This is a genomic window from Burkholderia perseverans (assembly GCF_022870505.1).
GTDB lineage: Bacteria > Pseudomonadota > Gammaproteobacteria > Burkholderiales > Burkholderiaceae > Burkholderia > Burkholderia plantarii.
In genome coordinates this window covers 1537538-1562963 of the sequence record NZ_CP045094.1, presented here as the reverse complement: position 1 = coordinate 1562963, position 25426 = coordinate 1537538, and the positions used below count along the sequence as shown (strand labels likewise).

23 protein-coding genes, 2 tRNA genes and 2 pseudogenes are annotated in these 25426 nt (G+C 68.5%); 14 read left to right on the top strand and 13 right to left on the bottom strand.

Annotated elements, in window-relative coordinates; all coding sequences use genetic code 11:
• The first annotated feature begins 77 nt into the window (after window positions 1-77).
• Window positions 78-1202 (top strand): tetratricopeptide repeat protein, encoded by a 1125-nt coding sequence (locus BpN12_RS21555; RefSeq protein WP_246797475.1) that lies wholly within the window; start codon window positions 78-80, stop codon window positions 1200-1202.
• A gap of 114 nt (window positions 1203-1316) precedes the next feature.
• Here BpN12_RS21555 and BpN12_RS21550 read toward each other — a convergent pair whose 3' ends face one another.
• Together BpN12_RS21550 and BpN12_RS21545 are read right to left on the bottom strand one after the other, a co-directional pair.
• The gene (locus BpN12_RS21550; RefSeq protein WP_246797474.1) at window positions 1317-1766 is read right to left on the bottom strand and encodes a DUF4442 domain-containing protein; all 450 of its coding nucleotides are present in this window, start codon (window positions 1764-1766) and stop codon (window positions 1317-1319) included.
• Window positions 1767-1963: 197 nt separating this feature from the next.
• Entirely contained in the window at window positions 1964-2644 is a 681-nt protein-coding gene (locus tag BpN12_RS21545) for a TetR/AcrR family transcriptional regulator (RefSeq protein WP_246797473.1), read from the bottom strand.
• A gap of 107 nt (window positions 2645-2751) precedes the next feature.
• On the opposite strand from BpN12_RS21545, the gene BpN12_RS21540 reads away from it, so the two are divergent.
• Both BpN12_RS21540 and BpN12_RS21535 read left to right on the top strand, forming a co-directional pair.
• The gene (locus BpN12_RS21540; protein ID WP_246797472.1) at window positions 2752-3897 is read left to right on the top strand and encodes an FAD-dependent oxidoreductase; all 1146 of its coding nucleotides are present in this window, start codon (window positions 2752-2754) and stop codon (window positions 3895-3897) included.
• A 226-nt stretch (window positions 3898-4123) separates the two neighbouring features.
• Window positions 4124-5299 (top strand): FUSC family protein, encoded by a 1176-nt coding sequence (locus BpN12_RS21535; protein ID WP_246797471.1) that lies wholly within the window; start codon window positions 4124-4126, stop codon window positions 5297-5299.
• Window positions 5300-5391: 92 nt separating this feature from the next.
• Here BpN12_RS21535 and BpN12_RS21530 read toward each other — a convergent pair whose 3' ends face one another.
• A complete protein-coding gene (locus BpN12_RS21530; protein WP_246797470.1) occupies window positions 5392-6111 on the bottom strand; it encodes a ribonuclease activity regulator RraA in 720 nt (239 codons plus the stop codon).
• A 297-nt stretch (window positions 6112-6408) separates the two neighbouring features.
• Here BpN12_RS21530 and BpN12_RS21525 point away from each other — a divergent pair, with 297 nt between their 5' ends.
• Both BpN12_RS21525 and BpN12_RS21520 read left to right on the top strand, forming a co-directional pair.
• A complete protein-coding gene (locus tag BpN12_RS21525) occupies window positions 6409-8361 on the top strand; it encodes a thiamine pyrophosphate-binding protein (protein ID WP_246797469.1) in 1953 nt (650 codons plus the stop codon).
• 49 nt (window positions 8362-8410) lie between these two features.
• A complete protein-coding gene (locus tag BpN12_RS21520; RefSeq protein ID WP_246797468.1) occupies window positions 8411-9049 on the top strand; it encodes a c-type cytochrome in 639 nt (212 codons plus the stop codon).
• A gap of 59 nt (window positions 9050-9108) precedes the next feature.
• Here BpN12_RS21520 and BpN12_RS21515 read toward each other — a convergent pair.
• Window positions 9109-9276 (bottom strand): annotated as a pseudogene (locus BpN12_RS21515) (OmpA family protein); the annotation flags it as partial.
• A 62-nt stretch (window positions 9277-9338) separates the two neighbouring features.
• On the opposite strand from BpN12_RS21515, the gene BpN12_RS21510 reads away from it, so the two are divergent.
• A protein-coding gene (locus tag BpN12_RS21510) for an IS3 family transposase (RefSeq protein ID WP_425306358.1) occupies window positions 9339-10459 on the top strand; the annotation gives its coding sequence in 2 pieces (ribosomal slippage) (window positions 9339-9591 and window positions 9591-10459; 1122 coding nt in all).
• Here the strand turns inward: BpN12_RS21510 and BpN12_RS21505 are convergent.
• Window positions 10427-10777, bottom strand: coding sequence for a hypothetical protein (locus BpN12_RS21505; RefSeq protein WP_246797466.1), 351 nt, complete (start codon window positions 10775-10777; stop codon window positions 10427-10429). The two genes, BpN12_RS21510 and BpN12_RS21505, sit on opposite strands and share 33 nt — an antisense overlap.
• Before the next feature lie 136 nt (window positions 10778-10913).
• Between BpN12_RS21505 and BpN12_RS21500 the strand changes: the two genes are divergently transcribed.
• Window positions 10914-11171, top strand: a complete 258-nt coding sequence (locus BpN12_RS21500) for a type II toxin-antitoxin system RelE family toxin (protein WP_246797465.1) — start codon at window positions 10914-10916, stop codon at window positions 11169-11171.
• Window positions 11168-11554, top strand: coding sequence for a helix-turn-helix domain-containing protein (locus tag BpN12_RS21495; protein WP_246797464.1), 387 nt, complete (start codon window positions 11168-11170; stop codon window positions 11552-11554). The genes BpN12_RS21500 and BpN12_RS21495 overlap by 4 nt, the downstream gene beginning before the upstream one ends.
• A gap of 283 nt (window positions 11555-11837) precedes the next feature.
• Here BpN12_RS21495 and BpN12_RS21490 read toward each other — a convergent pair.
• The 3 genes and pseudogenes from BpN12_RS21490 to BpN12_RS21480 form a co-directional block, all read right to left on the bottom strand.
• A pseudogene (locus BpN12_RS21490) lies at window positions 11838-12122 on the bottom strand (transposase); the annotation flags it as partial.
• A 282-nt stretch (window positions 12123-12404) separates the two neighbouring features.
• Window positions 12405-12481: transfer RNA gene (locus BpN12_RS21485), tRNA-Arg, on the bottom strand.
• Window positions 12482-12787: 306 nt separating this feature from the next.
• Complete coding sequence (locus BpN12_RS21480) at window positions 12788-13618, bottom strand: undecaprenyl-diphosphate phosphatase (RefSeq protein ID WP_246797463.1); 831 nt, start codon at window positions 13616-13618, stop codon at window positions 12788-12790.
• 587 nt (window positions 13619-14205) lie between these two features.
• Between BpN12_RS21480 and BpN12_RS21475 the strand changes: the two genes are divergently transcribed.
• The 5 genes from BpN12_RS21475 (at window position 14206) to BpN12_RS21455 (ending at window position 20116) form a co-directional block, all read left to right on the top strand.
• Window positions 14206-15114: an aldose epimerase family protein gene (locus BpN12_RS21475; RefSeq protein WP_246797462.1), complete on the top strand. Its 909-nt coding sequence runs from the start codon at window positions 14206-14208 to the stop codon at window positions 15112-15114.
• Window positions 15115-15483: 369 nt separating this feature from the next.
• Window positions 15484-16185: a peptidoglycan DD-metalloendopeptidase family protein gene (locus BpN12_RS21470; protein ID WP_246797461.1), complete on the top strand. Its 702-nt coding sequence runs from the start codon at window positions 15484-15486 to the stop codon at window positions 16183-16185.
• Between the two features lie 369 nt (window positions 16186-16554).
• Entirely contained in the window at window positions 16555-18180 is a 1626-nt protein-coding gene (locus BpN12_RS21465; protein WP_246797460.1) for an acyl-CoA synthetase, read from the top strand.
• A gap of 242 nt (window positions 18181-18422) precedes the next feature.
• On the top strand, window positions 18423-18746 hold the full coding sequence (locus tag BpN12_RS21460) for a DUF2288 domain-containing protein (protein WP_246797459.1): 324 nt from the start codon (window positions 18423-18425) through the stop codon (window positions 18744-18746).
• Between the two features lie 8 nt (window positions 18747-18754).
• Window positions 18755-20116 carry an MATE family efflux transporter gene (locus BpN12_RS21455; RefSeq protein ID WP_246797458.1) on the top strand — a complete coding sequence of 454 codons (1362 nt, stop codon included), beginning with the start codon at window positions 18755-18757 and terminating at the stop codon, window positions 20114-20116.
• 140 nt (window positions 20117-20256) lie between these two features.
• Here the strand turns inward: BpN12_RS21455 and BpN12_RS21450 are convergent, their stop codons facing one another.
• From BpN12_RS21450 to BpN12_RS21440, 3 genes are all read right to left on the bottom strand, one after another.
• Complete coding sequence (locus tag BpN12_RS21450) at window positions 20257-20445, bottom strand: hypothetical protein (RefSeq protein ID WP_246797457.1); 189 nt, start codon at window positions 20443-20445, stop codon at window positions 20257-20259.
• Window positions 20446-20987: 542 nt separating this feature from the next.
• Entirely contained in the window at window positions 20988-21806 is an 819-nt protein-coding gene (locus BpN12_RS21445) for a GNAT family N-acetyltransferase (RefSeq protein WP_246797456.1), read from the bottom strand.
• Between the two features lie 151 nt (window positions 21807-21957).
• Window positions 21958-22416: a SixA phosphatase family protein gene (locus BpN12_RS21440; protein ID WP_246797455.1), complete on the bottom strand. Its 459-nt coding sequence runs from the start codon at window positions 22414-22416 to the stop codon at window positions 21958-21960.
• Between the two features lie 112 nt (window positions 22417-22528).
• Here BpN12_RS21440 and BpN12_RS21435 point away from each other — a divergent pair.
• A tRNA-Pro gene (locus BpN12_RS21435) sits at window positions 22529-22605 on the top strand.
• A 128-nt stretch (window positions 22606-22733) separates the two neighbouring features.
• On the opposite strand, the gene BpN12_RS21430 is transcribed toward BpN12_RS21435, so the two are convergent.
• Both BpN12_RS21430 and BpN12_RS21425 read right to left on the bottom strand, forming a co-directional pair.
• The gene (locus tag BpN12_RS21430) at window positions 22734-24017 is read right to left on the bottom strand and encodes an MFS transporter (protein WP_246797454.1); all 1284 of its coding nucleotides are present in this window, start codon (window positions 24015-24017) and stop codon (window positions 22734-22736) included.
• Window positions 24018-24203: 186 nt separating this feature from the next.
• A complete protein-coding gene (locus tag BpN12_RS21425; protein WP_246797453.1) occupies window positions 24204-25424 on the bottom strand; it encodes a pyridoxal-phosphate-dependent aminotransferase family protein in 1221 nt (406 codons plus the stop codon).
• Window positions 25425-25426: the final 2 nt, after the last annotated feature.

The window sequence follows — 25426 nt, the reverse complement described above, 5'->3', positions numbered from 1 at the left end:
CGGCCATCCCAGCCTCGCCATTCGTTCTGCCGTCCTGCTATCCTGCCGCGAACTTTACTTGCCCAGGGAAAGACGCGATGGCCGTTGCTCCGCAGGCCGAATCCGGCCGACTCGATCGTCTGCTCGGCTACCTCGAACAGGATCCCGAGAATCTCGCGCTCGTCGCCGATGCCGCCGCCTGCGCGTTCGACGCGGGCCGCCTCGATCAATGCGGCGTCCTGCTCGCCCGTTATGAAGCGGCTCGCCCGCTGCCTGCCGGACTGATTCACCTGCGCGGCCTGCTGGCCATGGCGCACCGGGAATTCGACGAAGCGCTGCGACGCTTCGAATCGCTGGGCGAGCAGCACGGCCAGCCCGGCGTGGACTACAACATCGCCTACGCGCATGCCATGTGCGGGCGCTACGAGGCCGCCGCCGCGCTCGACGCCGCCGTGCTCGACGCGATTCCCGACGCGCCGGCGCTGAAGCTGCGCGGACTGCACGCGCTCGGCAGGCTCGACGACGCGACACAGCTCGGGCAGGCCCACGTCGACCGGCCGGACGCGAGCCCGGCATTGGTCGGCGCGTTCGCCACGCTGCTGTTCGATCGCGGCGACCAGGCCGGCGCGCAGCGCCTCGCCGGCCGTGCACCGGACACCGCCGACGGCCTCGTGATCACCGGCCTGTCCGCGCTCGAAGCCGGCGACGAGGCGCGCGCCGCGGCGTTGATGCAGCGCGCGCTGCAAACCAATCCGCGTGAAGCGCGCGCGACGTTGGGGCTAGGCCTCTGCCTGCTGTCCGGCCAGCAGTTCGACGCGGCGGGCGGCACGCTCGACGACGCGGCCTCGCGCCTCGCGACGCACGCCGGCGCCTGGGTCGCGGCGGGCTGGGCCTATTTGATGGGTGGCAAGATCGGCGCGGCTCGCGAACGCTTCGAACGCGCCGCCGCCCTCGATCGCGGCTTTGGGGAAGCCCATGGCGCGCTGGCCGTCGCCGACGCGCTCGATGGCCGGGCGGACGACGCGCGGCGCCATGCGCAGATCGCGCTGCGCCTCGACCCGTCCGGCCTGTCCGCCGCCTTCGCGCAAAGCCTGCTGGCCGAGCAGCACGGCGATACCAACAAGGCGAACGAAATCCGCAGCATCGCGCTCAATCGTCCGCTCGGCCCGGATGGACGCACGCTGATGCAGGTACTGACGGCACGCGGCCAACGCGAATCGTGATCTCGCCGCCGCGTTCGCCGATGGTGCCGGCGTGGGCGGCAAGCGTCGCGGCAACTCGCCCAGGGCCAGGTGCAAGTCGATCCCGGCATGCGCCGCAACGAACGGCGCGCGCCCTCACCCCTTCGCCTTGAAGCTCCAGGTGAAGAAGAACTCGCCCACCCGATCGCCCTGCTCGTCGGTGCCGACGCTGCGCATCCGCAGCGTCCGCGGCACGCTGTCGGCCACCACATCACGCAGCACCGCATCCACCGCCTCGCCCTCGTCGCAGCGAAACACGATCCGGCCGACCGCCTTCTTCGAGAAGTTCGCCTCGAGCCCGACCAGCAACAGCGAAATCCGGCGCTCCGATTTACGCAGCTTGGCAATGCAGAGCGCGCCGGTCGAGAACTCGGCCGCCATGCCTTCCACGGCCCAGAACAGGCTGTTGAACGGGTTCCGGTTCAGCCAGCGGTAGCGCACCGCCATCCGGCAGGACCTGTCGTCCAGATACTGCAGCTTCACGCCGGCGATCCAGGCGATCGGCACCTTGGCCAGGATGAAGGCATTGAAGAAGAGTCGATTCATCGCGCGTGCTCTCGTGGGCGGCTTCGTGAACGCTTCCGCGGAACCGGACGTGAGGGACCCGGCACGATCGTCAGCGGACGGCCGCTATGGTAAGCGACGGCGCCCGCCGTTCGATCCGCCATGTTTTCGAGGAGAGCCACTTCACGTTCCGCGCAAGACGGCCCCTTCAGCGCCACCGCCATCGACATCGACATACGTCACCGCCCGTGCGCCGCCTCGATCCCGCCGACGATCAGGTCGATGCCCGCCAGAAAATCGTCGCGATCGTCATGCTCACGCAGTTGCGCGGCGATGCCGCGCGTGAACGGATACGCGTCGGGATCGAGCGCCGCCCAGACGGCCGCCACCTCGCCCAGCAGCGCGTCGCGATCGGCGTCCAGCTCGCGCGCGATCAACGCGTTCGCCGCGTTCTGCCCGCTCACGCCGAGGATGTAGCTCGACAGCGCCGACACGGCGGCCCACTGCGCGTGCGCCGGCACGCCGAGCGCCTGGACCTGCCGGCCGAGCCGTTCGAGGATCCGCACCGTCGGCAGCGCGCCCGGCGCGCGCGTGAGCGCGGCCCCGACCCACGGATGCGCGTCGATCGTCTCGAACAGCCGCCGCGCGAGTTCACGGATCGCCTCGCGCGGGGCCGCGCCGTCGTGCGCCGGATCGGTCGCGCGCGCCACCACGGCATCGCAGGCGGCCGTCAGCAGGTCGCGCTTGTTGTCGATGTGCCAGTAGATCGTGCCGGGGCCGGTGGCCAGCCGCCCGGACAGCGCGCGAAACGTCAGGCCGCTCTCGCCGCCGCTGTCCAGCAAGGCGATCGACGCCTCGACGATCTGCTCCCGCGACAGCGACTCGCTGCGCCGCTGCGCACTGCCCGCCTTCTTCACCATGCCGTTCTCCACTCCCCGTTCCGCACGCTGTCTTGATTTCAATGGAATGTTGTTCCAAAATGATTGGAATGATGTTCCACAGAGTAGCGCAATCAACGGGAATCCGGATGACCATCTCGATCGCCATCATCGGCGCGGGGCTCGGCGGACTGACGCTGGCCCGCGTGCTGCACGTCCACGGCATTGCCGCGACGGTCTACGAGGCCGATGCCTCGGCCGATGCACGCCCGCAAGGCGGCATGCTGGACATCCACGAACACAACGGCCAGCTGGCGCTGAAGGCGGCGGGCCTGTTCGAGCGCTTCGTCACGCTGATCCATCCGGGCGGCCAGGCCACGCGCGTGCTGGACCGGCACGGCACGCTGCTGTTCGACCAGCCCGACGACGGCACGGGCTGCCGCCCCGAGGTGTCGCGCGGCGCGCTGCGCCAGTTGCTGCTCGACGCGCTGTCGCCCGGCACGGTGCGCTGGGGCCACAAGCTCGTGGCGGCGAGCCCGCTCGGCGGCGGGCGCCACACGCTGCGCTTCGCCGACGGCTCGATGGCGAGCGCCGACCTGCTGGTCGGCGCGGACGGCGCGTGGTCGAAGGTCCGCCCGCTCGTCTCCACGGCGCAGCCGGCTTACGCCGGCGTGAGCCTGGTCGAGACCTGGCTGTTCGACGCCGACACGCGCCATCCGGCCAGCGCGCGCATGGTGGGCGGCGGCGCGCTATTCGCGCTCGCGCCCGGCCGGGGCATCCTCGCGCATCGCGAGCCCGGCGGCGTGCTGCACACCTACGTGGAACTGCGCAAGCCGAAGGGCTGGCTCGACGCGATCGACTTCGGCGATCCGGCGGCGGCACGCGCCGCGGTGGCCGCCGAATTCGCGGATTGGGCGCCGGCGCTGACCGCGCTCGTCACCGCCGGCGAAGCGGCGCCGGTCCCGCGGCCGATCCACGCGCTGCCGGCCGCGCACCGCTGGCCGCGCACGCCCGGCGTGACGCTGCTCGGCGATGCCGCGCACCTGATGATCCCGTCGGGCGAAGGGGCCAACCTGGCCATGTTCGACGGCGCCGAACTCGCGCGCGCCCTCGTCGCGCATCGCGGCGACGTGGAGGCCGCGCTCGCCGCCCATGAAGCGGCCATGTTCGCGCGCAGTGCGGCCGAGGCGGCGCAGGCGGAGGATCTGCTCGAGATCTGCCTGGGCGCGGGCGCGCCGCACAGCCTCGTCGAATTCTTCACGCGCCATCTGCCCGCGCCGCCCGCGAAGGCCTGATTGCGCAATTTTGATCGACTATCATCGGGGAAAACCCGAATCGCCTGACCGGCGTCGTACCCTCGACGCCGGCCGGACCGGTTCGTGGACTCGCCTCACCGGGCACGCGTCAGGCCGGAGATCCCGGCACCGATGCGCCCGAGGTGCCCTCAACGCCGGACCGTCGTGTCCGGACGTCGGCGCACGGCCACGAGCCGGACGCCGACCTGCACGGAAATCGTCGATCATGATCGCCGCCTGCTCGCGCGCATTCAGCCGCGTCCATACCCATGACCCCGCGTTCGCGCGCCTGCGGGTCGCCCTGCGCTCGACGCTCGCCAGCCTGCTGACGGCCGGCATCGGCATCCTCGACGGACTCCAGCATCACGACTCGCCCACCGTGGCCATCCCCGGCGCGCTGTTCGCGATGATCGCCCCGCTGTTCCTGCGCGAGGCGCGCTGGTCGGGCTGGCTCGTCTCGCTCGCAATGCTCGGCGCCTGTGCCGGCGCCGCGTTTGCCGCCGCCGCCGAGGTCGCCACGCAGCCCGCGCTGCGCGGCGCCGGCTCGCTGCTTGCCGTGTTCGCGGGCGTGCTCTGCCAGTCGCTCGGCGCGCGTGCGGTGGGTGCCGCGATGCTGACCCTGGTGTGCTTCTACCTCGGCCTCTATCTGCACCCCAGCGGCGAACGGTTCACGGACATGCTGGCCGTGATGGCGATGGCGCCGTTCGTCGTGGCCTTCGTGGGGCGCATCGTGATTCCGATGGAGCGGGTCGATCCGCCCGCGTCGGCACCGGCGTTTGCGCGCACGCTGCCCCACGGCCTCGCGGCGATCAGGACATGGGCCGCCACCGCGCTGCGATACGCGGCCGATCTGCTCGTGACCGGACGGCCCAGCCAACGGCCGCTCGCCGAGCTGCTCGCGCACCGGCTGCACCGGCTCGCGTGGCGCCCGGCGCTCGCCGCCACGCTCGCGGCGCTGCTGGCCATGCTCGCCGGCAACGCGATGTCGGAAGAACGCTCGATGTGGGCCGTCATCAGCACCTTCGTGGTGTTTCTCGGCACCACGTCGTATCAAGGCACGCGCGAACGCATCATGAAACGCGTGGCCGGCACGCTGACCGGCGCGGCGGCCAGCGTGCTGCTGATCAGCGCGTTCGGACACCAGCCGTGGGTGCTGGTCGCCGCGATCGTCGTGTCGGTGTTCGGCTGGGCCTACTACATCCTGCATGCCTACGCGCGCGGCGTGTTCTTCATCACGATGCTGGTCGGGCTGCTGTATGGCCAGCTGGGCTTCGCCATCATGCCGCTGGCGCGCCTGCGCATCGAGGAAGTGCTCGCCGGATGCCTGATCTCGCTGGCGATGGCCCTGCTGCTGATGCCGTCGGCCGGCGCGCGCGGCGCGGTCGTGCCGAACGGCAGGTGACGTGACGATGTCGTGATCACTCAGCGGATGGCCGCGCTGCGCCCGCATCGCGGTCGTTCTTGCGCCGCCGCGCGTGACGGCCGGTGCCCACCTCAACGGCCGTGACGGCTGCGCCAGGCCGCGAATTTTTCCTGCGTGGCCGGATGCGTCGCCGGGTAGAGCCCGATGATCGTCTCGCCGGCCCGCACCTGCTCCATCACGAAGTCCTCGAACGCGGTCATCTCGACGGCTTCGGCCGTTACCGCTTCGACGAGGTCGGCCGGAATCACGATCACGCCGTCGTTGTCGCCCACCAGCACGTCGCCGGGAAACACCGGCGCGCCGCCGCAACCGATCGGCAGGTTGATGTCGAGCGCCTCGTGCAGTGTGAGGTTGGTCGGTGCCGAGGGGCGTTGATGAAAGGCCGCGATGTCGGCCCGCGCGATCTCGTCGGCGTCGCGAAAGCCGCCGTCGGTGACCACGCCGGCCACGCCGCGCTTCATCAGGCGCGTGACGAGAATGCCGCCCGCGGAAGCCGCGCGCGGATCGTTGCGGCTGTCCATCACCAGCACCGCGCCGGGCGGACAGGTCTCCACCGCCTTGCGCTGCGGATGCTCGGGATCGCGGAACACCTCCAGGCCGTTGCGGTCCTCGCGAGCCGGGATGTAGCGCAGCGTAAATGCCTCGCCCACCATGCTCTTGTCGAGCCGCCTGAGCGGCGTGACACCCTGGATCACCTGGTTGCGCAGGCCGCGCTTGTAGAGCGCGGTGGCCAGCGTGGCGGTGCTGATCGTTTCGAGTTGCTGGCGCAGGGCGTCGGTCAGTCGGGTCATGGGAGAGCCTTGGATGGATTGGGAGCGTTTCGGGACAGCGGGCGTGGGGTGATCCCGAGGCCGACGATTTCCGCTGCGGCCGTGAACGATGCGCTCGAGGATGATTACCACGGATTGGCCGGCCCAGGTCACGGAAAGCCACCTCGAATGCCATATGCAAATACCCGTAGCTTAACCAGAACTTATGCTTGATGGCGTAGTTCATATTGAGGCCCGCAACGGGCGCTCGCTTACATTGAGGCTGATTCGATGCCATGTCGTTTGGATATCGAACCATCCCAAAGAGGAGCGGAGACAATGACGGGACGACGCACGTTCTTGAAAGAGGCGCTGGTCACGGGGACTGCCGCCGTGCTGGCGAAACCCGGTACCGGCATCGCACAGGAAGGCACCGCCGCCGGGCACGGCACGGCAATCGGCACGCCCCACGCCGCGCTCGTGGCCGCCGAAACCGAACCACCCTCGCTGAACGAAGCCCCCGCCACCGATGCGCTGCACATCGGCAACCCCGGTTCCGACTTCATGGTCGACCTGCTCAGGATCGCGGGCATCGACTACGTGGCCGCGATGCCCGGCTCCACGTTTCGCGGCATCCACGAATCGATCGTCAACTACGCCGGCGACAAGCAACCTCAGCTGATCGTCTGTACCCACGAGGAAGCGTCAGCGGCCATCGCGCACGGTTACGCGAAAGCGGCCGGCAAGCCGATGGCCTGCCTCGTGCATAGCACCGTGGGCCTGCAGCATGCCTCCATGGCCATCTACAACGCCTGGTGCGATCGCGTGCCGGTGATGGTGCTGGCCGGCAATATCGCCGACGCCACCAAGCGGCGGCCCGGCGTGGAGTGGTACCACACGGCGCAGGACCTGGGCGCGCTGGTGCGCGACTACACCAAGTACGACGACTATCCGGTGTCGTTGCAGCATTACGCCGAATCGTTCATGCGCGCCTACACGATGTCGGTGACCGCGCCGATGGAGCCGGTGCTGATCGTCGCGGACGCCGAACTGCAGGAGCAGCCGATCGCGCATCCGCACGAGATTCGCGTGCCGCCGCTGCGCGAGGTGGCGCCGCCGGTGGCAAGCCCCGCGGCGCTCGCGACCGCCGCCGCGCTGCTCGCCAACGCCAGGTCGCCGGTGATCGTCGCCGATCGCGCCGTGCGGGACCAGGCCGCGATGGACACCCTCGTCAGGCTCGCCGAAACGCTGAACGCGCCCGTGATCGATCTGCTGGCGCGCATGAACTTCCCGACCAGTCATTACCTGAACCACTCGTCGCTGCAGGGCCGCCTGCTCGCCCAGGCCGACGTGATTCTCGCGCTCGAGGTCGGCGACGTGTGGTCGCTCACCGGCACCATGCCCGACACCATCGAACGCCCCGCGAAGCCGCGCGCGAAGGCCGACGCGGCGCCGGCGAAGGTGATCAGCGTCTCCACCGCCTATCTGTACGGCAAGTCGAACCTGCAGGACGCCGAGCGTTTCTACGCCCCCACCCTGCCGATCGGCGCCGACGCGCACGCCTCGCTGCCCGGCCTGCTGCAAGCCGTGCAAAACACGCTCACGCCCGAGCAGCGCGATGCCGCCGCCGCGCGCCAACCGGCCGTGCAACGGGCGTTCGACACGATGCGCGCCAACGCGCGGGAAGCCGCCACGCGCGCATGGGACGGCTCGCCGATCAGCACCGCGCGCCTTTCCGCCGAAGTGTGGAACGTGATTCGCCACGAGGACTGGGCGCTCGTTTCGCCGACCGGCGCGATCAGCCAGTGGCCGCAGCGCCTGTGGGACTTCACGAAGACCTATCAATTCATCGGCGCGGGCGGCGGATACGGCGTGGGCTACGCGGCACCGGCGGCCGTGGGCGCGGCCATCGCTCATCGCGACGCGGGACGTATCGCCGTCAGCATCCAGACCGACGGCGATCTGATGGTGCTGCCCGGCGTGTTGTGGACGGCCGCGCATCACAGCCTGCCGCTGCTCTCGGTCATGCACAACAACCGCGCGTGGCACCAGGAGACCATGCATATCCAGCGCATGTCGAGCCGCCGCGACCGGCACCCCGAGCGCGGCACCATTGGCACCGTCCTGCAGGATCCGCCGATCGACTACGCGGCGATGGCGAGGAGCATGGGCGTGTGGGCCGAAGGCCCGATCACGAATCCCGCCGATCTGGGGCCGGCGCTGGCGCGCGCGATGGCGGTCGTGAAGCGCGGCAAGCCCGCGCTGCTCGACGTGTTGACTCAACCTCGCTGACAAGGCCCGCACGATGAATCGGTTCCAACACCCGGATTGGCGCGCCGCGTTGGCGCTCGTTATCGGGCTCGTTATTGGGCTCGCCTGCCTGGCGCCAGGCCCGTCGTTCGCAGCTGCCGCCGCCGATCCCGAGGTCCAGGCCGGCCGCGCGCTGTTCATGCAGAAGGGCTGCTACGAATGCCACGGCATCTTCGGCCAGGGCAGCATCAGCACGGGGCCGGCGCTCGCGCCGCACCCGCTGCCGCTCGCGGCGATGCAGGCTTACGTGCATGCACCGACAGGCCAGATGCCGCCGTTCAGCGCGAAGATCCTCTCGAACGACGACATCGCGCGGATTCACGCCTACCTCGATTCGATTCCCACGAATCCGCCCGTCGCCGGGATCGCGCTGCTGAACGACGGAACCGCGGGTACGCATGCCACGCAAGCGGCGGCCGAAACGGCCGGGGCCGGCACCGGGCGTGCTCACGGTGCGTCCATCTTCGCGGCGAATTGCGCGGGATGCCACGGTCAGCAAGGTGAAGGCGGCGTGGGGCCGAAGCTCGTCGGCATCGCGGCAAGGCTGTCGCTCGACAGCGTGGCATCGCGTATCCGCGAACCGTCCGGGATCATGCCGAAGCTGTATCCGAAACCACTCGACGCGAACGACGTGCGGGACGTGGCGCGTTACGTGATGTCGCTCGAGTAGTGAGGGGCGATTCGATTGCAGGCAGGCCTCGCGGCGCGGTCGAGGCCCGCAATCGAGCCTCAATCCGTAATGGTGACTTCGACGCGCCGGTTTCTCGCCCTGCTTGACGCGGTACCGTTGTCCGCCAGCGAAACGGCGTCGCCATTTCCCTCGACGCTGATGCGCGACGCCGGCACGCCTGCCGCAGCGAGAATCTGGGCGACGTGCCGGGCACGTGCTTCGGCGACGTCTCCCCGCCCTTGAGTAGCACGCCGCTTTAGAGTCCAATCACGTAGTCAGGAGATTGGGCATGAAGAAACGATTCACCGAAGAGCAGATCATTGGTTTCTTGCGCGAAGCAGAGGCTGGCCTGCCGGTCAAGGAGCTCTGTCGGCAGCATGGCTTTTCCGAGGCAAGCTACTACCTGTGGCGCAGCAAGTTCGGCGGCATGAGCGTGTCCGATGCGAGGCGCCTGAAAGAACTGGAGGCCGAAAACAACCGGCTGAAGAAGTTGCTCGCGGAATCGATGCTGGAGAACGAAATCACTCGCGAGGCGCTGCGAAAAAAGTGGTGAGCGCACCGTCACGCCGAGACTTGGTGCGCCATATGATCCACGGCGGCTTGAGCGAGCGACATGCGTTGCGGGTGATCGGCATGAGCGCCAGCGCTTATCGCTATCAGCCCGCGCCGGACCGCAATCTCGCCTTGCGGGCGCAGATCGTCGCATTCGCGCAGCGGCACCGTCGCTATGGCTCCGGCATGATTTATCTGAAGTTGCGACAATCGGGCGTGGTCGTGAACCACAAGCGCGTGGAGCGACTGTACGCGCAAGAGAATCTGCAGGTGCGCCGCCGCAAGCGCAAGAAGGTTCCGGTTGCGCAACGCCAGCCATTGGGCCGACCGTCGGTAGCCAATCAGGTGTGGTCAATGGATTTTGTGTTCGACCGCACGGCTGAAGGCCGCGCGATCAAGAATCTGACCGTGGTCGACGATGCCACGCACGAAGCCGTAGCCATTGTGCCGGAGCGGGCAATTGGCGGGCACGCGTTGACGCGCATTCTCGATCGCGTGGCATTGTTTCGTGGTTTGCCGAAGGCGATTCGGACCGACAACGGCAAGGAGTTCTGCGGTCGGGCGATGTTGACCTGCGCACATCGGCGAGGTGTAAAGCTGTTTCTGATTGAGCCCGGCAAGTCGAATCAGAATGCTTATATCGAATCGTTCAACGGTCGATTCCGCGACGAATGCCTGAACGAGCACTGGTTCACGAGCCTGTCTCATGCCAAGGTGCTGATCGAGGCTTGGCGACGAGAGTACAACGAAGAGCGGCCAAAGAGATCGCTGGGCGGGCTGACGCCTGCGACCTACGCTCGCCAACTGGCAGCAAAAGCAAAGACATCAATCCCGGATTCTAAAGCCGGACGCTACTGAAAACGGGGGGACGTCGACGTTGCTCGGCGGCTGGATCCTCATACACGTCCTTGTTCCAATGACGGATGCCGGCGTGCCCTTGAACGACTCGTCGATGAACCCCACTCGCGCCACGAGCTGCCGCTTCGTCGCCCGCCGCACACGCAACGACCGCAGCGTGTACGGGGTCGGTCGGTCGAACACGTCACACATTTCGTCGGCCAGCGCCTGCTTGGCAACGTTCGCGGTTTTGTTCAACGCTACCGAAGCCGCGAACGGTAGCTGCCGCTGCACATGGTCTTCTACCTGCGAATCGAACAGCGCGGTATCGACACGCATCGAGAAATTTCCGTCTGCCATAACCCACCAAAGAAACAGCCCCGAGGCTTACGCACTTGGGGCGTCTGACCGTATCGGACCAATCAAACAGCTAACTTTGTTTGCAATAAAGTTTTCTTTATGCTAACTTTTGACCATGTACTCAATCGAGTTCACCAAACAAGCAGCGCAGGCCCTCAAAGCCATGCCCCGCGACGTTGCAACGAGGATTCGTTCGAAGATTGACGCTCTCGCAGCCGATCCCTACGCATCAAATCCGAACGCGAAGAAGCTCACGGGCGTGGCCGGCTACCGGCTCCGAGTCGGCGACTGGCGCGTGCTTTACGAAATCGAGGACGATCGAATCGTGATCGTCGTGCTCGCGATCAAGCCCCGTGGAGGTGCCTACAAATGACCAAGGTTCAATTCATCGAGCGAGACGGCCAACCTGCGTTCGCTGTCGTACCGATCGAGGTTTGGGAACGCGTGAAGCATCTCGTCGAGGATCTCGAAGACGAGGCCCTGTTTGCCCAAGCCAAGGCACAAGACGATGGTGAGCGAATCCCCGCTGCCGTGCTGGATGCAGAGCTGGCTGGCGACCATCCCGTGCGCGCCTGGCGTAATCATCGGCGGCTCACGCAGGACGCGCTTGCGACGGCAGCCGGCATCAGCAAGCCGTACCTCAGTCAAATCGAAACGCGGCAGCGCGCCGGAACGACAGATGCGTTGGCGAAGATCGCATGCGCGTTGAGCGTGTCCATTTCTGAGTTGGTCGGATCAGCAAACGCGAAAGATTAGCTGTAGAAGTTCAGACTCCACGGAGCGGACGGGACGGGGCACATCGGAATTCTTCTACAGACCAAAGACGCCGAGCCAACGCCCAAGTGGTCAGCCCAGACGATAGATCTTCGATTTCAGCTTGCCAAGCAATTCGACGAGTTCGCTTTGTGAATCGTCGCTTTGCGCTTTCGCAAGGAGGTCGTTCATTCGTCTATGGAGCGCCGCGAGGTCGTCGTTAACGCTATCGATGATCGTCGATCGCTCGATGTCGGCAAACTGCAGCTTCGCGTATGTTTGCCTACCCGCTTTGAACCACACCGGATTTGGTGGAGGCTCCAACTCTTTCCATCTGCAGGCGCTTGTTCTCCGCGCGCAGACGTGACAGTTCCATCTGTTCTGGCGTGACCGGCTTCGCTCCAGCGCCGTTGAGCTTGCCCGACGCCTCGGCCTTCACCCAGTTCCGAAGCGTCTGCTCAGAAATGCCCAACTCACGGGCCACCACGGCTACTCCCTGGCCATCCTTGACCCGCTGTACGGCGGCCAGCTTGAACTCCGCCGTGTACACCTGTTTCGGTACCTTGAACATGCTTGATTTCCTTCCTTTCCGTCGAGTTTACACACGACCTCTTGGAAGGCGAAATTTCAGGGGAAGCTCAGTTGGTGCCAAACCTATGGGCGTCGTCAACACCATCAATCGCGACTCCAGTACGGCGTCTTCAGGCCGTATCAGGAAACGTTGCCGCGCCAAGCGCTTGGCGCGTGGATTGAGATAGATCGAGTAGGATTGAATCGGGTTACATGGCGGTTACATGGCCGCTAACACTGTGCTCATTCAAAAGCAGAATTTTCCGTAACCCATTGATTTTACTGGCCCGCCCTACACGATTCGAACGTGTGACCTACGGCTTAGAAGGCCGTTGCTCTATCCGTCTGAGCTAAGGGCGGTCATGAGACAGGCAGCGCCGTTTGCACTGCCCGGGGAGACGAGGGAAGAACGGGTGTCCGTGCCGATGCGCCACAACCGATCCCGCGTCGAAGCCCATCGCAGACAGCCCGCCAACCCGTTCAGAAATCGTCGACCGCCCCGCCCACTGAGGCGAACCGGCCGAAGAATCCGAGCCGGCAATTATACCCGATCGTCACCGCGCGGCCAGCACCTGCGCGGTCCGCATCTGCACGACCCTACCAGCCGGCAAGCGCGCGAGGCGACGCGAGCCACCATCGCCCGCCGCCTTCGTTATCAAACAGCCATCAAGCCGGCTGCGGATGAAACGCGAACCACCCAAGGCAGAACAACCCCGCCAGCACGCAATACACGCCGAACGACGCCAGCCGCCCGCGCCCCTCGAAATAGCGCATCAGGAACCGTATGCTCAGGTACGCCGCAATCGCGGTCAGCACGCCGCCGAGCGCGGCGTCGGCGAGCTGGTCCGGTGCATGGAACAGCTTCGGCAATTCGAGCACGCCGGCCGCGAGAATGATCGGCGTGCCGAGCAGGAACGAGAACTCGGCGGCCTTCTCGGTGGTGAGCCCGGCCGCGTTGCCGGCGATCATCGTCAGCCCGCTGCGCGAAAAGCCCGGAATCAGCGCGCCGATCTGCGCGAGCCCGACGAAAAACGCCTGGCCGAACGTGAGCTTCTCGGGCGCGCGATGCTGGCGCGAACGCTGCAGGCGGTCACCCCACCACAGCAGGACGCCGTTCACCATCAGCGCGGCGGCCACGATCCGCAGGTCATGGAACACGTGCTCGATGCGCTTCTCGAGCACGAGCCCGACGAGGCCGGCCGGAATCGTGCCGATGATGAGCGCCCACATCATGTGCGCGTCGTCGTTCGGACGCCCGGCGAACGAGGCGAGAAAGCCACGCACCAGCGCGCACCAGCGCGCACGGAAATACCAGAGCAGCGCAAGCGCGGTCCCGAGGTGCAGGGCCACCAGGAACGGCAGCAGTTGCGGCGCATGCTTGTCGATATGCATGCCGAACAGCGCCGGCACGAGCAGCGTGTGACCCAGGCTGCTGACAGGGAAAAGTTCGGTCACGCCCTGCAGGACGCTCAGAAATACCAAAAACCAGAGGCTCACGCGTCGGTCCTTTTGTCGATGATTGAACGGGGAGATGGCCAGATCGGCCGGCGCGAGCGGCCGGCCGCGCCCCGATTATGCCCACCGGCATCCCCTGCGCCAAGCCGCCCGGCGCGCTCATCGTAACCGGCAACGCATCACCGCAAAATTGAAATAAAAATCAAAAAAACAAACGGCCCGCGGTCCGAAGACGGCGGGCCAGTCAATGCGGTGGCGGAATCCGATCCGCCGCCGCGCGGCATCAGCGGCCGAGCTGGTAGAAAAACAGCAGCGTGCTGCCGGTAAACATGCCGAACAGTGCAATACCCATGGCCATTGCCAGATCCATGCTCAGACTCCTTCAACTCGACTCGAACGGTCAGTGTAACGAAAAGTAACTGGTTGATACAATTATCCCGACTCTTCGGCATGACGCTACCCCTCGATTTCCCGAACGGGTTTCCCCTAGGTGCGGGCCGCCCCCGCCGCACCCGGCCCCGCTTCCCGCCCCGCTTCCCGCCCCGAAACGGCCGACGCCGCACCGCACAGGCGCGCGTCGATCCGTTATGCTGTCCGCCCGTTTTCCCGATGCCGATCGAAGGCCCCTCATGCCCATCTTCCAGCAGCAGGACATCATCGAACTCGTCGACGGCGCCTCGCGCGTGCGCATCGCCCCGCAGGCGGGCGGCCGTCTTTTGTCATGGGACATCGGCGGCGAGCCGATCATCTTCTGGCCCGAGCAGGCCGACTGGAGCGCGCCGGCCAAGGTGCGCGGCGGCAACCCGCTGCTGTTCCCGTTCCTCGGCCGCCATCGCGTGGGCGACACGATCGGCCGCTGGCGCGACGCGGCCGGCGCGGTGCGCGACCTGCCGATGCACGGCTTCGCTCGCGACCTGCCGTTCGCGGCGCACGTCGATGCGGACGGACGCGGCATCGACATGACGCTCGAAAGCAGCGAGGCCACGCTCGCCGCCTACCCGTTCACGTTCCGCTTCGACGCGCGCTATCAGTTCGCCGACGCGAACACGCTCGACGTCGAACTGACCACGCGCAACCTCGGCGACGCGCCGCTGCCCTATTACGCGGGCCATCACTTCTATTTCGCGCTGCCGCACGACGAGCGCGCGCAGACCACCATCGAGCTGCCGCCGACGCAGCGCCGCTACCAGCAGCCGGACGGCTCGATCGCGGCGCCCGAGACGGGCGAGCCGCGCTACACGCTCGACGAGGCGCGCATCCACGACCGTTTCCACTGCCTCGAAGGCGTGCCGGCGCAGCCGGTGCGGATCACGATGCCGGGGCGCGGGCGCCGCGTCGAGATCGACCTGAACCGCCCCGGCTCGATCCCGTGGTACACGGTAACAACCTGGACCGAGAAGCCCGAATCGGACTTCTATTGCGTCGAGCCGTGGCTCGGCCTGCCGGACGCGATTCACAACGGCCTGGGCCTGCGCATGCTCGCGCCCGGCGCCACCGAGACGGCCGCGCTGCGGATCCGCGTGACGGCGCTGGACTGAGCGCCCGCCCCCCGCTGCCCGCCGTGAGCGCGGCGGTGCGGAACGCGACATCAATCGCCCCGCACCGCCGCGCCTCGCCAAAGCACTCGTCATCACGAAAAGACCCACGGCCTTCCAGGCCGCGATGCTTCCGATGCGCACGGTTCCCGCGGTTCGGTGACCGGCGCAAGCCCGTCACAGCTGCGCCCGTCACGCGCCGCCGCCACATCGCGCCGCCCCCCCGCGCGTCGCCGCGTCACGCAAACCTCCGCTGCCGATCGCCACGGCCAAATATCGGGCACCGCGCCGAACCCGGTAAAATCCGGGGTTTTTGCATCCGCTGCCGTGGACATCGCGGCGGCACCCTGCGAGGTTTCATTGCGAGGTTCCATGTTGGTCAAGACCACCCGGCGGCTCGTCGTCGCTTCACTCGTCGCCGTGCTGGCCGCCTGCGGCTCCGCGCCGGTCGCCCCCGGCTTCTATCGCGTCGAACGCGGCGACACGCTGTCGAAGATCGCCCGCTCGAACCGCCAGTCGGTGTCGAACCTCGCGCGCTGGAACTCGATCGCCAATCCCGACGCGATCGAGGTCGGCCAGGTGCTGCGCGTGGTGCCGCCGGGCGCCTCGGGCAGTGCGCCGATCCGCACCACGGGCGGCGGCGGCCCCGCGCCGAGCGCACCGCCGCCGGCCGCAGCTGCGGCCGCGCCGTCGGCGCGCCCGGCCACCTCGATCTCGCTGATCTGGCCGGCGGCCGGCACGGTCGTGCGCAGCTTCGACGGCGGCAATTCGAAGGGCATCGACATCGCGAACACGGCCGGCACGCCGGTGATCGCGGCGGCGGCGGGCACGGTGGTGTACGCGGGCAACGGGCTGCGCGGCTACGGCAACCTGCTGATCATCAAGCACGACGCGGATTACCTGACCGCCTACGCGCACAATCGCGTGCTGCTCGTGAAGGAAGGCCAGGCGGTGACGCAAGGCCAGAAGATCGCGGAGATGGGCGACACCGACAACGATCGCGTCGCGCTGCATTTCGAGCTGCGCTACGGCGGCCGGTCGATCGATCCATCGCGCTACCTGCCCGCGCGCTGAGACGCGCACCGGCGGCCACGGCGCCGGAACGCAGCCGGCCCTGGCGGCCGGCAGAGCTGAAGAAAACGCGGACGATGCCGGTTCAGCGCTTGCGATACCGGCCGCCGACACGGCCGGACAACGGATCGACGCGTGTCGCGAACAACACGACGGCGCCGATGCCGATGAGGCTGAACCCCGAGGCAATCCAAAGCCAGAGCATGTTTCGTTTCGAATCGTTGACCGCACGATAGTACGCGTCCCGGCGCCCACCCGCCGCGAGACACGGTGCAACAGACCGCTGCACGACACGACTATCGTGCAAAAGCCGTGACGATCCGGTGTAATGTCGTCGGAACTCGCGACGCCACACTCTCGCCAGGAGCGCCGATGCTGCCCGAAGCCGACGATTACCCTTCCCTGCTCGCCGCCTTTTCGTGGCGGATTCCCGAGCGCTACAACATCGGCGTCGATGTCTGCGACCGCTGGGCCGACGGCAGCGGCCGGCTCGCACTGATAGACGAGCGCGAGGACAGCCGCGTGACGCGCCATACGTTCGACGCGCTGAAGGCCGCCTCGAACCGGCTCGCGAACAGCTTCGCGCGGCTGGGCGTGGCGCGCGGCGACCGCGTCGGCATCTTCATCGCGCAGGGCGTGCAGACCGCCGTCGCGCATCTGGCCGCCTACAAGGCCGGAGCGATCGCGGTGCCGCTGTTCGCGCTGTTCGGCGCCGACGCGCTCGAGTTCCGCCTCGCCGACAGCGGCGCCGCCGCGCTCGTCACCGATCGGGCCGGCGCCGCGAAGATCGCGCCGCTGCGCGCGGCCTTGCCGGCACTGCGCACGGTCTATTGCATCGACTGCGACGACAGCGAAGGCGTGCCCGACGGCTGCCTGTCATTCGAGGCCGCGCTCGCCGCCGAATCCGACCGTTACACGCCGGTCGACACGCTGGCAGACGATCCGGCCGTGATCATCTACACGTCCGGCACCACCGGCAAGCCGAAGGGCGCGCTGCACGCGCACCGCGTGCTGCTCGGCCACCTGCCCGGCGTGGAGATGTCGCAGAACGGCTTTCCGCGCCGCGCGCGCGTGTTCTGGACGCCGGCCGACTGGGCCTGGATCGGCGGCCTGCTCGACGTGCTGCTGCCGGCCTGGCATCACGGCGTGACGGTGGTGGCGCGGTGCTTCGGGAAGTTCGACGGCGAGGCCGCGTTCGCGCTGCTGGCGCGCCACCAGGTCAGCCACGCGTTCCTGCCGCCCACCGCGCTGAAGCTGATGCGCGGCGTGGCGCGGCCGCGCGAGCGCCATGCGCTGCGGCTCGAATCGGTGGCGAGCGGCGGCGAATCGCTCGGCACCGAACTGCTCGAATGGGGCCGCGAGGTGTTCGGCGTGACGATCAACGAGTTCTACGGGCAGACCGAATGCAACGTCGTGCTGGCCTCGTGCAGCGCGTTGTTCGCGCCGCGCGCGGGCGCGATCGGCAAGGCCGCGCCGGGCCATCGCGTCGAGATCGTCGATGCCTCGGGCGCGCCGCTGCCGGCCGGCGTCGAGGGCAACATCGGCATCCGCGCGCCGGACCCGGTGATGTTCCTCGGCTACTGGCGCAACCCGGCCGCCACGCGCGAGAAGTTCGCCGGCGACTACCTGCTCACCGGCGACCGCGGCGTGGCCGACGCGGCCGGCTTCATCCGCTTCGTCGGCCGCGACGACGACGTGATCACGAGCGCCGGCTACCGGATCGGCCCCGGCCCGATCGAGGACTGCCTGCTGCGCCACCCGGCCGTGCGGATGGCGGCCGTGGTCGGTGTGCCGGACGCGACGCGCACCGAGATCGTCAAGGCCTTCGTGGTGGTCCAGCCCGGCGTCGAGGCTGGCGACGCGCTCGCGCGCGAGTTGCAGCAGCACGTGCGCGTGCGACTCGCCGCGCACGAATATCCGCGTGCGATCGCGTTCGTCGAGAGCCTGCCGATGACGGCGACCGGCAAGATCATCCGGCGCGCCCTGCGCGACGCGTAGCGCCGCCAGGACGCCCACCGGTTTGGCGAGGTCGGTGCTCCCGCGCCCTTCCGCGCCCGCCCGATTTTCGGCCGGATCGGGCGGCCCGCGCCGGATCGGCTAGAATCACGCGCTGCGACATACCGTGCGAGACCGCGCGAGCGGCACGCCTGCCGACACCGCCCGCCGCCGTTCGTCCATCGCCACGCCCATCATTACGGCGGCACGCTCCGGCGGCCGCGCCCTGCCCCCAACGTCAGCTCATGACTTCATCGAACCCACCGTCCGCCGGCGCGGCGCCGTCCGCGCTCTATACCCAACTGCTCGGCGAAACCGCGAAGATCGACTGGTGCGATCTCGAACGTTTCTTCGCGCAGGGCAAGCTGCTGTCGGTCGCGCGCGACCTCGATCTGGTCAGCGTCGCCGAGGCAATCGCCGCGGACCGCACCGAGCAGGTCACGCAGTGGCTCGCCGCCGGCCACGTGGCGCGCATGCCGGCCGAACTCGCGCAGGACTACGCGGCACGCACGCCCGAGCTGTGGGCCGTGGTCGTGTCGCCGTGGATCTGCGTGCAGGAACGCGCGTAGGCGGCGCGATGTCGGCGCCTTCCGCGTTATCCGCCGGGGTCGCGCCCGGCCACGCCGGCGTCGGCCACCGCCGGGTGCTCGGCCTCGCCGTGCCGATCGTGCTCGCGAACCTGACGCAGCCGATCCTCGGTGCCGTCGACACGGCCGTGGCCGGCCATCTCGACGGCACCCAGATGCTGGGCGGCGTCGCGCTCGGCAGCCTGTTCTTCGGCTTCGTCTACTGGAGCTTCGGCTTTCTGCGGATGGGTACGACCGGGCTCGTCGCGCAGGCGTTCGGCGCTGGCGACCATGCCGGCATCCGCCTCAACGTGCTGCGCGCGCTGGCGCTGGCCGGCCTGCTCGGCTTCGCCGTGCTCGCGCTGCATGGCCCGCTGATCTCGATCGCGCTGACGCTGCTCGGCGGCAGCGAGGCGGTGCGCGCCACCGCGCGCGACTACGTGCTGGCGCGGATCTGGGCCGCGCCGTTCGCGCTCGCCAACTACGCGATCCTCGGCTACCTGCTCGGCCTGCAGCGCGTGCGGCTCGCGCTGGCGCTGCAGGCCTTCATCAACCTCGTGAACATCGTCGCAGTGCTGCTGTTCGTCTACCGCTTCCACGGCGGCGTGGCCGGCATCGGCGCGGCCACGGCGGCGGCCGATCTGGCCGGCTTCGGGTTCGGCGTGCTCGCGCTCATGCGGCGGCGCCATCGCGGGCTCGGCAGGCCGACCTGGAGCCAGTTCCTCGACCGCGCCGCGCTGAAGCGGCTGGTCGCGCTCAATCGCGACATCTTCGTGCGCACGCTGTGCCTGCTGTCGGCGTTCGGCTGGTTCGCGCATCTGGGCGCGCGGCAAGGCGACGTGATGCTCGCCGCCAACGCGCTGCTGCTCAACTTCCAGGCGTTCATGGCCTATGCGCTCGACGGCTTCGCGCATGCGGCCGAGGCGCTGGTCGGCGCGGCCGCCGGCGCCCGCGACCGGGCGATGTTCCGCGCGACGCTGCGCGTGACGCTGCAATGGGCGGCCGGCTGCGCGCTCGCGTTCTCCGCAGCTTATGCGCTCGGCGGCGACTGGATCATCGCGCGGCTCAGCGACCAGCCCGCGATCCGCGCGGCGGCCGGCCACTTTCTGCCGTGGGCGGCCGTGATGCCGCTCGTGTCGGTGTGGGGGTTCCTGCTCGACGGCGTGTTCATCGGCGCCACCCGGACGCGCGGGCTGATGGTGGCGATGGCCGTGTCGCTCGGCGTGTTCGTCGCCGCGACCTTCGCGCTGACCGGGCCGCTCGGCAATCACGGGCTCTGGCTCGCGATGGCGATCTTCATGATCGCGCGCGGCGTGGCGCTGGCGAGCCAAGTGCCGGCGCTGTCGCGGCACATCGGCGGCGAGGCGGCGTAAGCGCGTGGTGGAAGCTGGCGTGGGGACGTGAGCGTGGATGCCGACGCCGCCCTGAAACTCGACGCAGTCGGCGCGAGCGCGTGCCCATGCCGGCCGGTCGCGGGCGCTCCGCCTCGCGCGGAAGCGGCCCGCGCAGGCGCTTACTGCGAAGCCGGCAACGCCGGGGTGGCCGGCTCGCCGAGCATCGACGGCGGCGTCATGTCGGTCGGCACGCCCTGATAGTCGGCCGGGTCCTGGGGCGGCTTGCCGTGGTGGCGCGCCGCGCCCGAATCGCCGACGCAGCCGGCAAGCGTTGCCGCGACGAGCGCGGCCAGAACGATACGAAACATCCCTCACCTCGGAAGATCTGCGACGCGGCGCCGGATGCGCCGCACGAGCCGCGAGTCTAGCCGAAACCGGCCGCGCGAGTCGCCTCGGCGGGCTGCGGCGATGCGGCGGATCGCCTGCCACGAATGCATGGCGCCGAGCGGCTCCAGGGACGCTGCCACGAACGTCGAATCGATTGCCGGCCGGGCCGGTCTCCGTATCGGCCTGCTGATCGTCATCGGGCCGTCTGTGTTCGAAGCGCCCGAATACCGGCGCACCCATCCCGGCGAACGGCCGCGTTGATCGTTGGCTCGCTGCCCACTACGCGCGGCGCGACTGGCGACGCCGGCACTGATCGCTGCCGGCACATGCGCCGGGTCCGCGTCATCCCACGTCGCGATATCGCGCCCCACGGCGTTGCGTCGCCACCACGGACAACATGAGCCGCGAGCCGCGCCGGGCGTGATCGCGCCGTAAACGACCATGGCACGACGATCGTCTCGTCGTGCCATGGTGGATGACTCGCGGGAGCCGGGCCGGGTCAGCGCCCCGGCAGGCTGGCAACTCAGCTTGCGAGCGGCTCGCCGAGGAAGTGGCGGGCGTAGCGCGCGTTGATGTCCGACAGGCGGAACAGCGTCAGGAAGTCCGCGCAGTTGAAGTCGGGATCCCAGGCAGGCGCGCCGCAGATCTTCGCGCCGAGGCGCAGATAGCCCTTGATCAGCGCCGGCGGCGCAACCTTGGTGCCCGTCTGCAGCTCGTCCACCGGCAGCGCCGTGTGGGGGAACGCGTGGTATTCGGGCGCCGTCAGCGAATTGCCGAGCGACTGGTAGAGGTTCGCCGAGTAGTGGCCGCCGTCGGCCATCGACACGCTCGCGCAGCCGAGCATCGTCTCGTAGCCGTTCTGCATCATGTAGGTGCCGAGGCCGCCCCACAAGGCCATGATCACGGCGCCGCTGCGGTAGTCGCGGTGGACGCACGAGCGGCCCACTTCGACCATCTTCGATCGCAGGTGCGCGAGGCGCGACAGGTCGAACTCGCCTTCCGCGTACAGGCGGCCGATCCGGGCGGCCTGGTGCGGCGGCAGCACGCGGTAGGTGCCGACCACTTTCAGCGTGTCGAGGTCGCGCACCAGCAGGTGATCGCAATAGGCATCGAAGGGATCGACGTCAAGGCCGGCGGGGCCGCTCACGGCGGCGCCCATTTCCTCGGCGAATACGCTGTAGCGAAGGCGCTGCGCCTCACGCAGTTCGTCCTCGGTGCGCGCCCACGCGGCGCGCAGGCGGAACTCGGAGGTGACCGTCTCAGCCGCGCGCGGCAGGCGGCGACGCGACTGGTCGAGCGGCAGCGAAGCGAATGGGAGCGTAGGCGTCGGCAGATCTCGCATCAGGCTTTCCTGGTCGTAAGGAAGGGAACGACATGGTCGCCAATGTAGTAACCGGCCGTGACGCTTGGATGGCGAATCGGTGTCAGTTCGGTGACATGTCGTCCAACTGACTTTAGCAGAAAGTCGGAAGAAAGATACGATCGTGCCCCACTCAGACCAGATCAGGCGAAATTGCCGCTCTCAGCGTGGCCTGTTCGCCGCCTTCGCGGGACCGGCTCTGCAGCCAGATCAGGCCGCCTTTCTTCAGCGACCAGCCCTGATCGCTGCCGGCCAGGAGCCGCGCGGCCACTTCGCCCAGTGTCGGCTGATGGCCCACCACCACCACCGTCGGCGCGATGCCGTCTGGCCAGCCCGCGGCGGCGAGCACCTCGGCCACGCCGCCGCCCGGCGCGAGTTCGCGCACGGTGCGGTACTGGTCGGTCAGCGCCTCGACGGTCTGCACGGTGCGCGCGGCGGGACTCGCCAGGATCACCGCGCTGCTCTCGAGGCGCAGCCTGAGCCATTTGGCGACCGCCTGCGCGTCGCGGCGGCCCCGCGCGGTGAGCTGGCGGGCGAGATCGCTCGCGGCGTAATCCTCGGCTTCGGCATGGCGCCACAGAATCAGATGCATCCGGATAGCCCTCGTTCGACGATGCTCGGAACGAACATCCTAACGCGGACTCGATGACATCTATACGAGGGATTGACCCAAGTGTGGCGATGGGGCACAATCTCTGGCTCGTCGGAGCGTAGCGCAGCCTGGTAGCGCATCTGATTTGGGATCAGAGGGTCGTAGGTTCGAATCCTATCGCTCCGACCACGAGATTGAAGGGTTACACGCCTGCGGCGTGTAACCCTTTTTCGTTTTCCGGGTTCGGTACCGACGAGCGAGCGGCCGACTGGCCGCCCCCCGGCTCAGGCGCGCCCTCGCGCGGCGCCCTCCGACCCCTAGACCCCCTGGTGCGACGCCCCCGCCGGATCGGGAACGGCGTTCTCGAAGCGCCGCTCCGGATGCATGCGGAACGCGCAGACCACGCCGATCGCCATCAGCAGCATGCTGCCGTAGAACGGCAGCTGCCAGCTGCCGAAGCGGTCGATCAGCACGCCGCCGATCACGGGCGAGACGATCGCCGCCGCCGCCGAGCCGGTGTTCATGATGCCGCTGGCGGTGCCCGAGAACTCCGGCGCGATGTCCATCGGGATCGCCCACATCGGCCCGATCGTCATCTCCGCGAAGAAGAAGCCGAGCGCGAGGCAGCCCATCGCCGCATACACCTCGTGGACGAACGCGAGCGGCACCAGCGCCAGCAGCGTGCAGAGCATGCAGATCGACACCATCGTGCTGCGCGCGCGCGCCAGGCTGCCGGTGCGACGCAGGATGCGGTCGGTGACGATGCCGCCCGCCGTGTCGCCGATCACGCCGGCGAAGAACACCACCGACGAGAACAGCGCCGACTTCTGCAGGTTCATGTGGTAGTAGTGCAGGAAGAACTGCGGAATCCAGCTCAGGAACAGCCACAGGGTCCAGCCGTAGCAGAAGTAGACGACCGTCACCGGCAGCATGCGCCGCGCCAGCGCGCCCCAGCGCAGGCCCGTGGCGCGCGGCTTCGGCGCCGGCAGCGTGGCCAGCTCGGCCTCGGTGATGCGCGGATGGTCGCGCGGCTGCTCGGTATACGTGAACCACCAGCCGAGCACCCAGCACAGGCTCAGCGCGCCGCACAGATAGAACGCCGCGCGCCAGCCGAAGCTGGCCATCACCGCCACCACGGCGGCCGGCGCCAAAGCGTTGCCGACCCGCGAGGCGGCGTGCGTGATGCCCTGCGCGAAGCCGCGCTGGTCCTTCGGCACCCAGCGCGTCATCGCGGCGGTGGCGGCCGGGAACGTGGCGCCCTCGCCGAAGCCGAGCAGCAGGCGCGCGGCGAGCAGCGAGACGAGCCCGCCCGCCATGCCGGTCAGCACCGTCGCCACGCCCCAGACGGCGCCGCAGAACAGCAGCGTCTTGCGCGCGCCGAACCGGTCGCTGACCCAGCCGCCGATGATCTGGAACACCAGGTACGGATAGGCGAACGCCGAGAACACCAGGCCGATCTCGGTGTGGGACAGGCCGAACTCCTTGCCGAAGCCGACCGCCGCCGTGCTGACGTTGACGCGATCGAGGTAGGTGATCAAATACATGACGCACAGCATGACGAGCACGACGTTGGTCGCGCTCGTCAATCGATACCGTTTCATGTGAGTCTCCCGAATTGGAATGTGGGTTGCCGCAGTGTTACTGCTTGCCCCGCGTTCCTCGCGCGTGGGCAGACCTCCCTTGCTGGCGTCATGGCGCGCCGTCGTTTTCGATCACCTCGCCGCCGCGCGGGGCGCTGCCGTCCCCGACGGCCCTCGCCCGCCCCGCCCGGCGGCCTCTCGTTCAGTTCAGGCCGCGGCCTGCAGCGGTTCGCGCACCGCCTGGGTGGCCAGGTAGTCCATCGCGGCGGGCAGGCCGCTGCCCGCGAGCGGCACGCCCGCGATGCGCAGCCCCATCTCGCAGCCGGCCAGCGTGGCCATCAGCGTCAGGTCGTTGCAGTCGCCGAGGTGGCCGATCCGGAACATGCGGCCCTTCAGCTTGCCGAGCCCGGCGCCGAGCGACATGTCGAAGCGTTCGTAGATGAGCTTGCGCACCGCGTCGGCATCGACGCCCTCGGGCATGCGCACGCCGGTCAGCACCGGGCTGTAGACGGCCGGGTCCGCGCACTGGATCTCCAGGCCCCAGGCCCGCACCGCACGGCGGCTCGCCTCGGCCAGCCGCAGGTGGCGCGCGAACACGTTGTCGAGCCCCTCCTCGGCCAGCATCTCCAGCGCCTCGGAGAGCCCGTACAGCAGGTTCGTGTTCGGCGTGTACGGCCAGTAGCCACCCTTGTTCATCTCGATGATTTCCGCCCAGCCCCAGAAGCTGCGCGGCAGCTTCGCATTCGCGCTGGCGGCCAGCGCCTTCGGCGACACGGCGTTGAAGCTGATCCCCGGCGGCAGCATCAGCCCCTTCTGCGAACCGGACACGGTCACGTCCACGCCCCACTCGTCGTGGCGGTAGTCCGCGCTCGCAAGCCCCGAGATGGTGTCGACCAGCAGCAGCGCCGGGTGGCCGGCCGCGTCGATCGCCGCGCGCACCGCCGCGATGTTCGAGGTCACGCCGGTGGAGGTTTCGTTATGGACCACACAGACGGCCTTGATGCGGTGCTCGGCGTCGTCGCGCAGGCGCGCCTCGATCCGGTTCGCATCGACGCCGTGGCGCCAGCTGTCGTCGCCGTCGCGGCCCAGGAACTCGGGCTTGAGGCCCAGGTTCTCGGCCATCCGCTTCCACAGCGTCGCGAACTGGCCGGTCTCGTACATCAGCACCGTGTCGCCGGGGCTCAGCGTGTTGGCGAGCGCGGCTTCCCACGCGCCGGTGCCCGAGGCGGGATAGATGATGACCGGCTGGCGCGTCTTGAAGATCGCCTTGATGCCGTCGAGCACCTTCAGGCCGAGCGCGCCGAACTCCGGCCCGCGATGGTCGATGGTCGGGTAGCTCATCGCCCGCAGGATGCGGTCGGGCACCGGGCTCGGCCCGGGGATCTGCAGGAAGTGGCGGCCCGAGGGATGGAAGTCCAGCTTCAGCATGC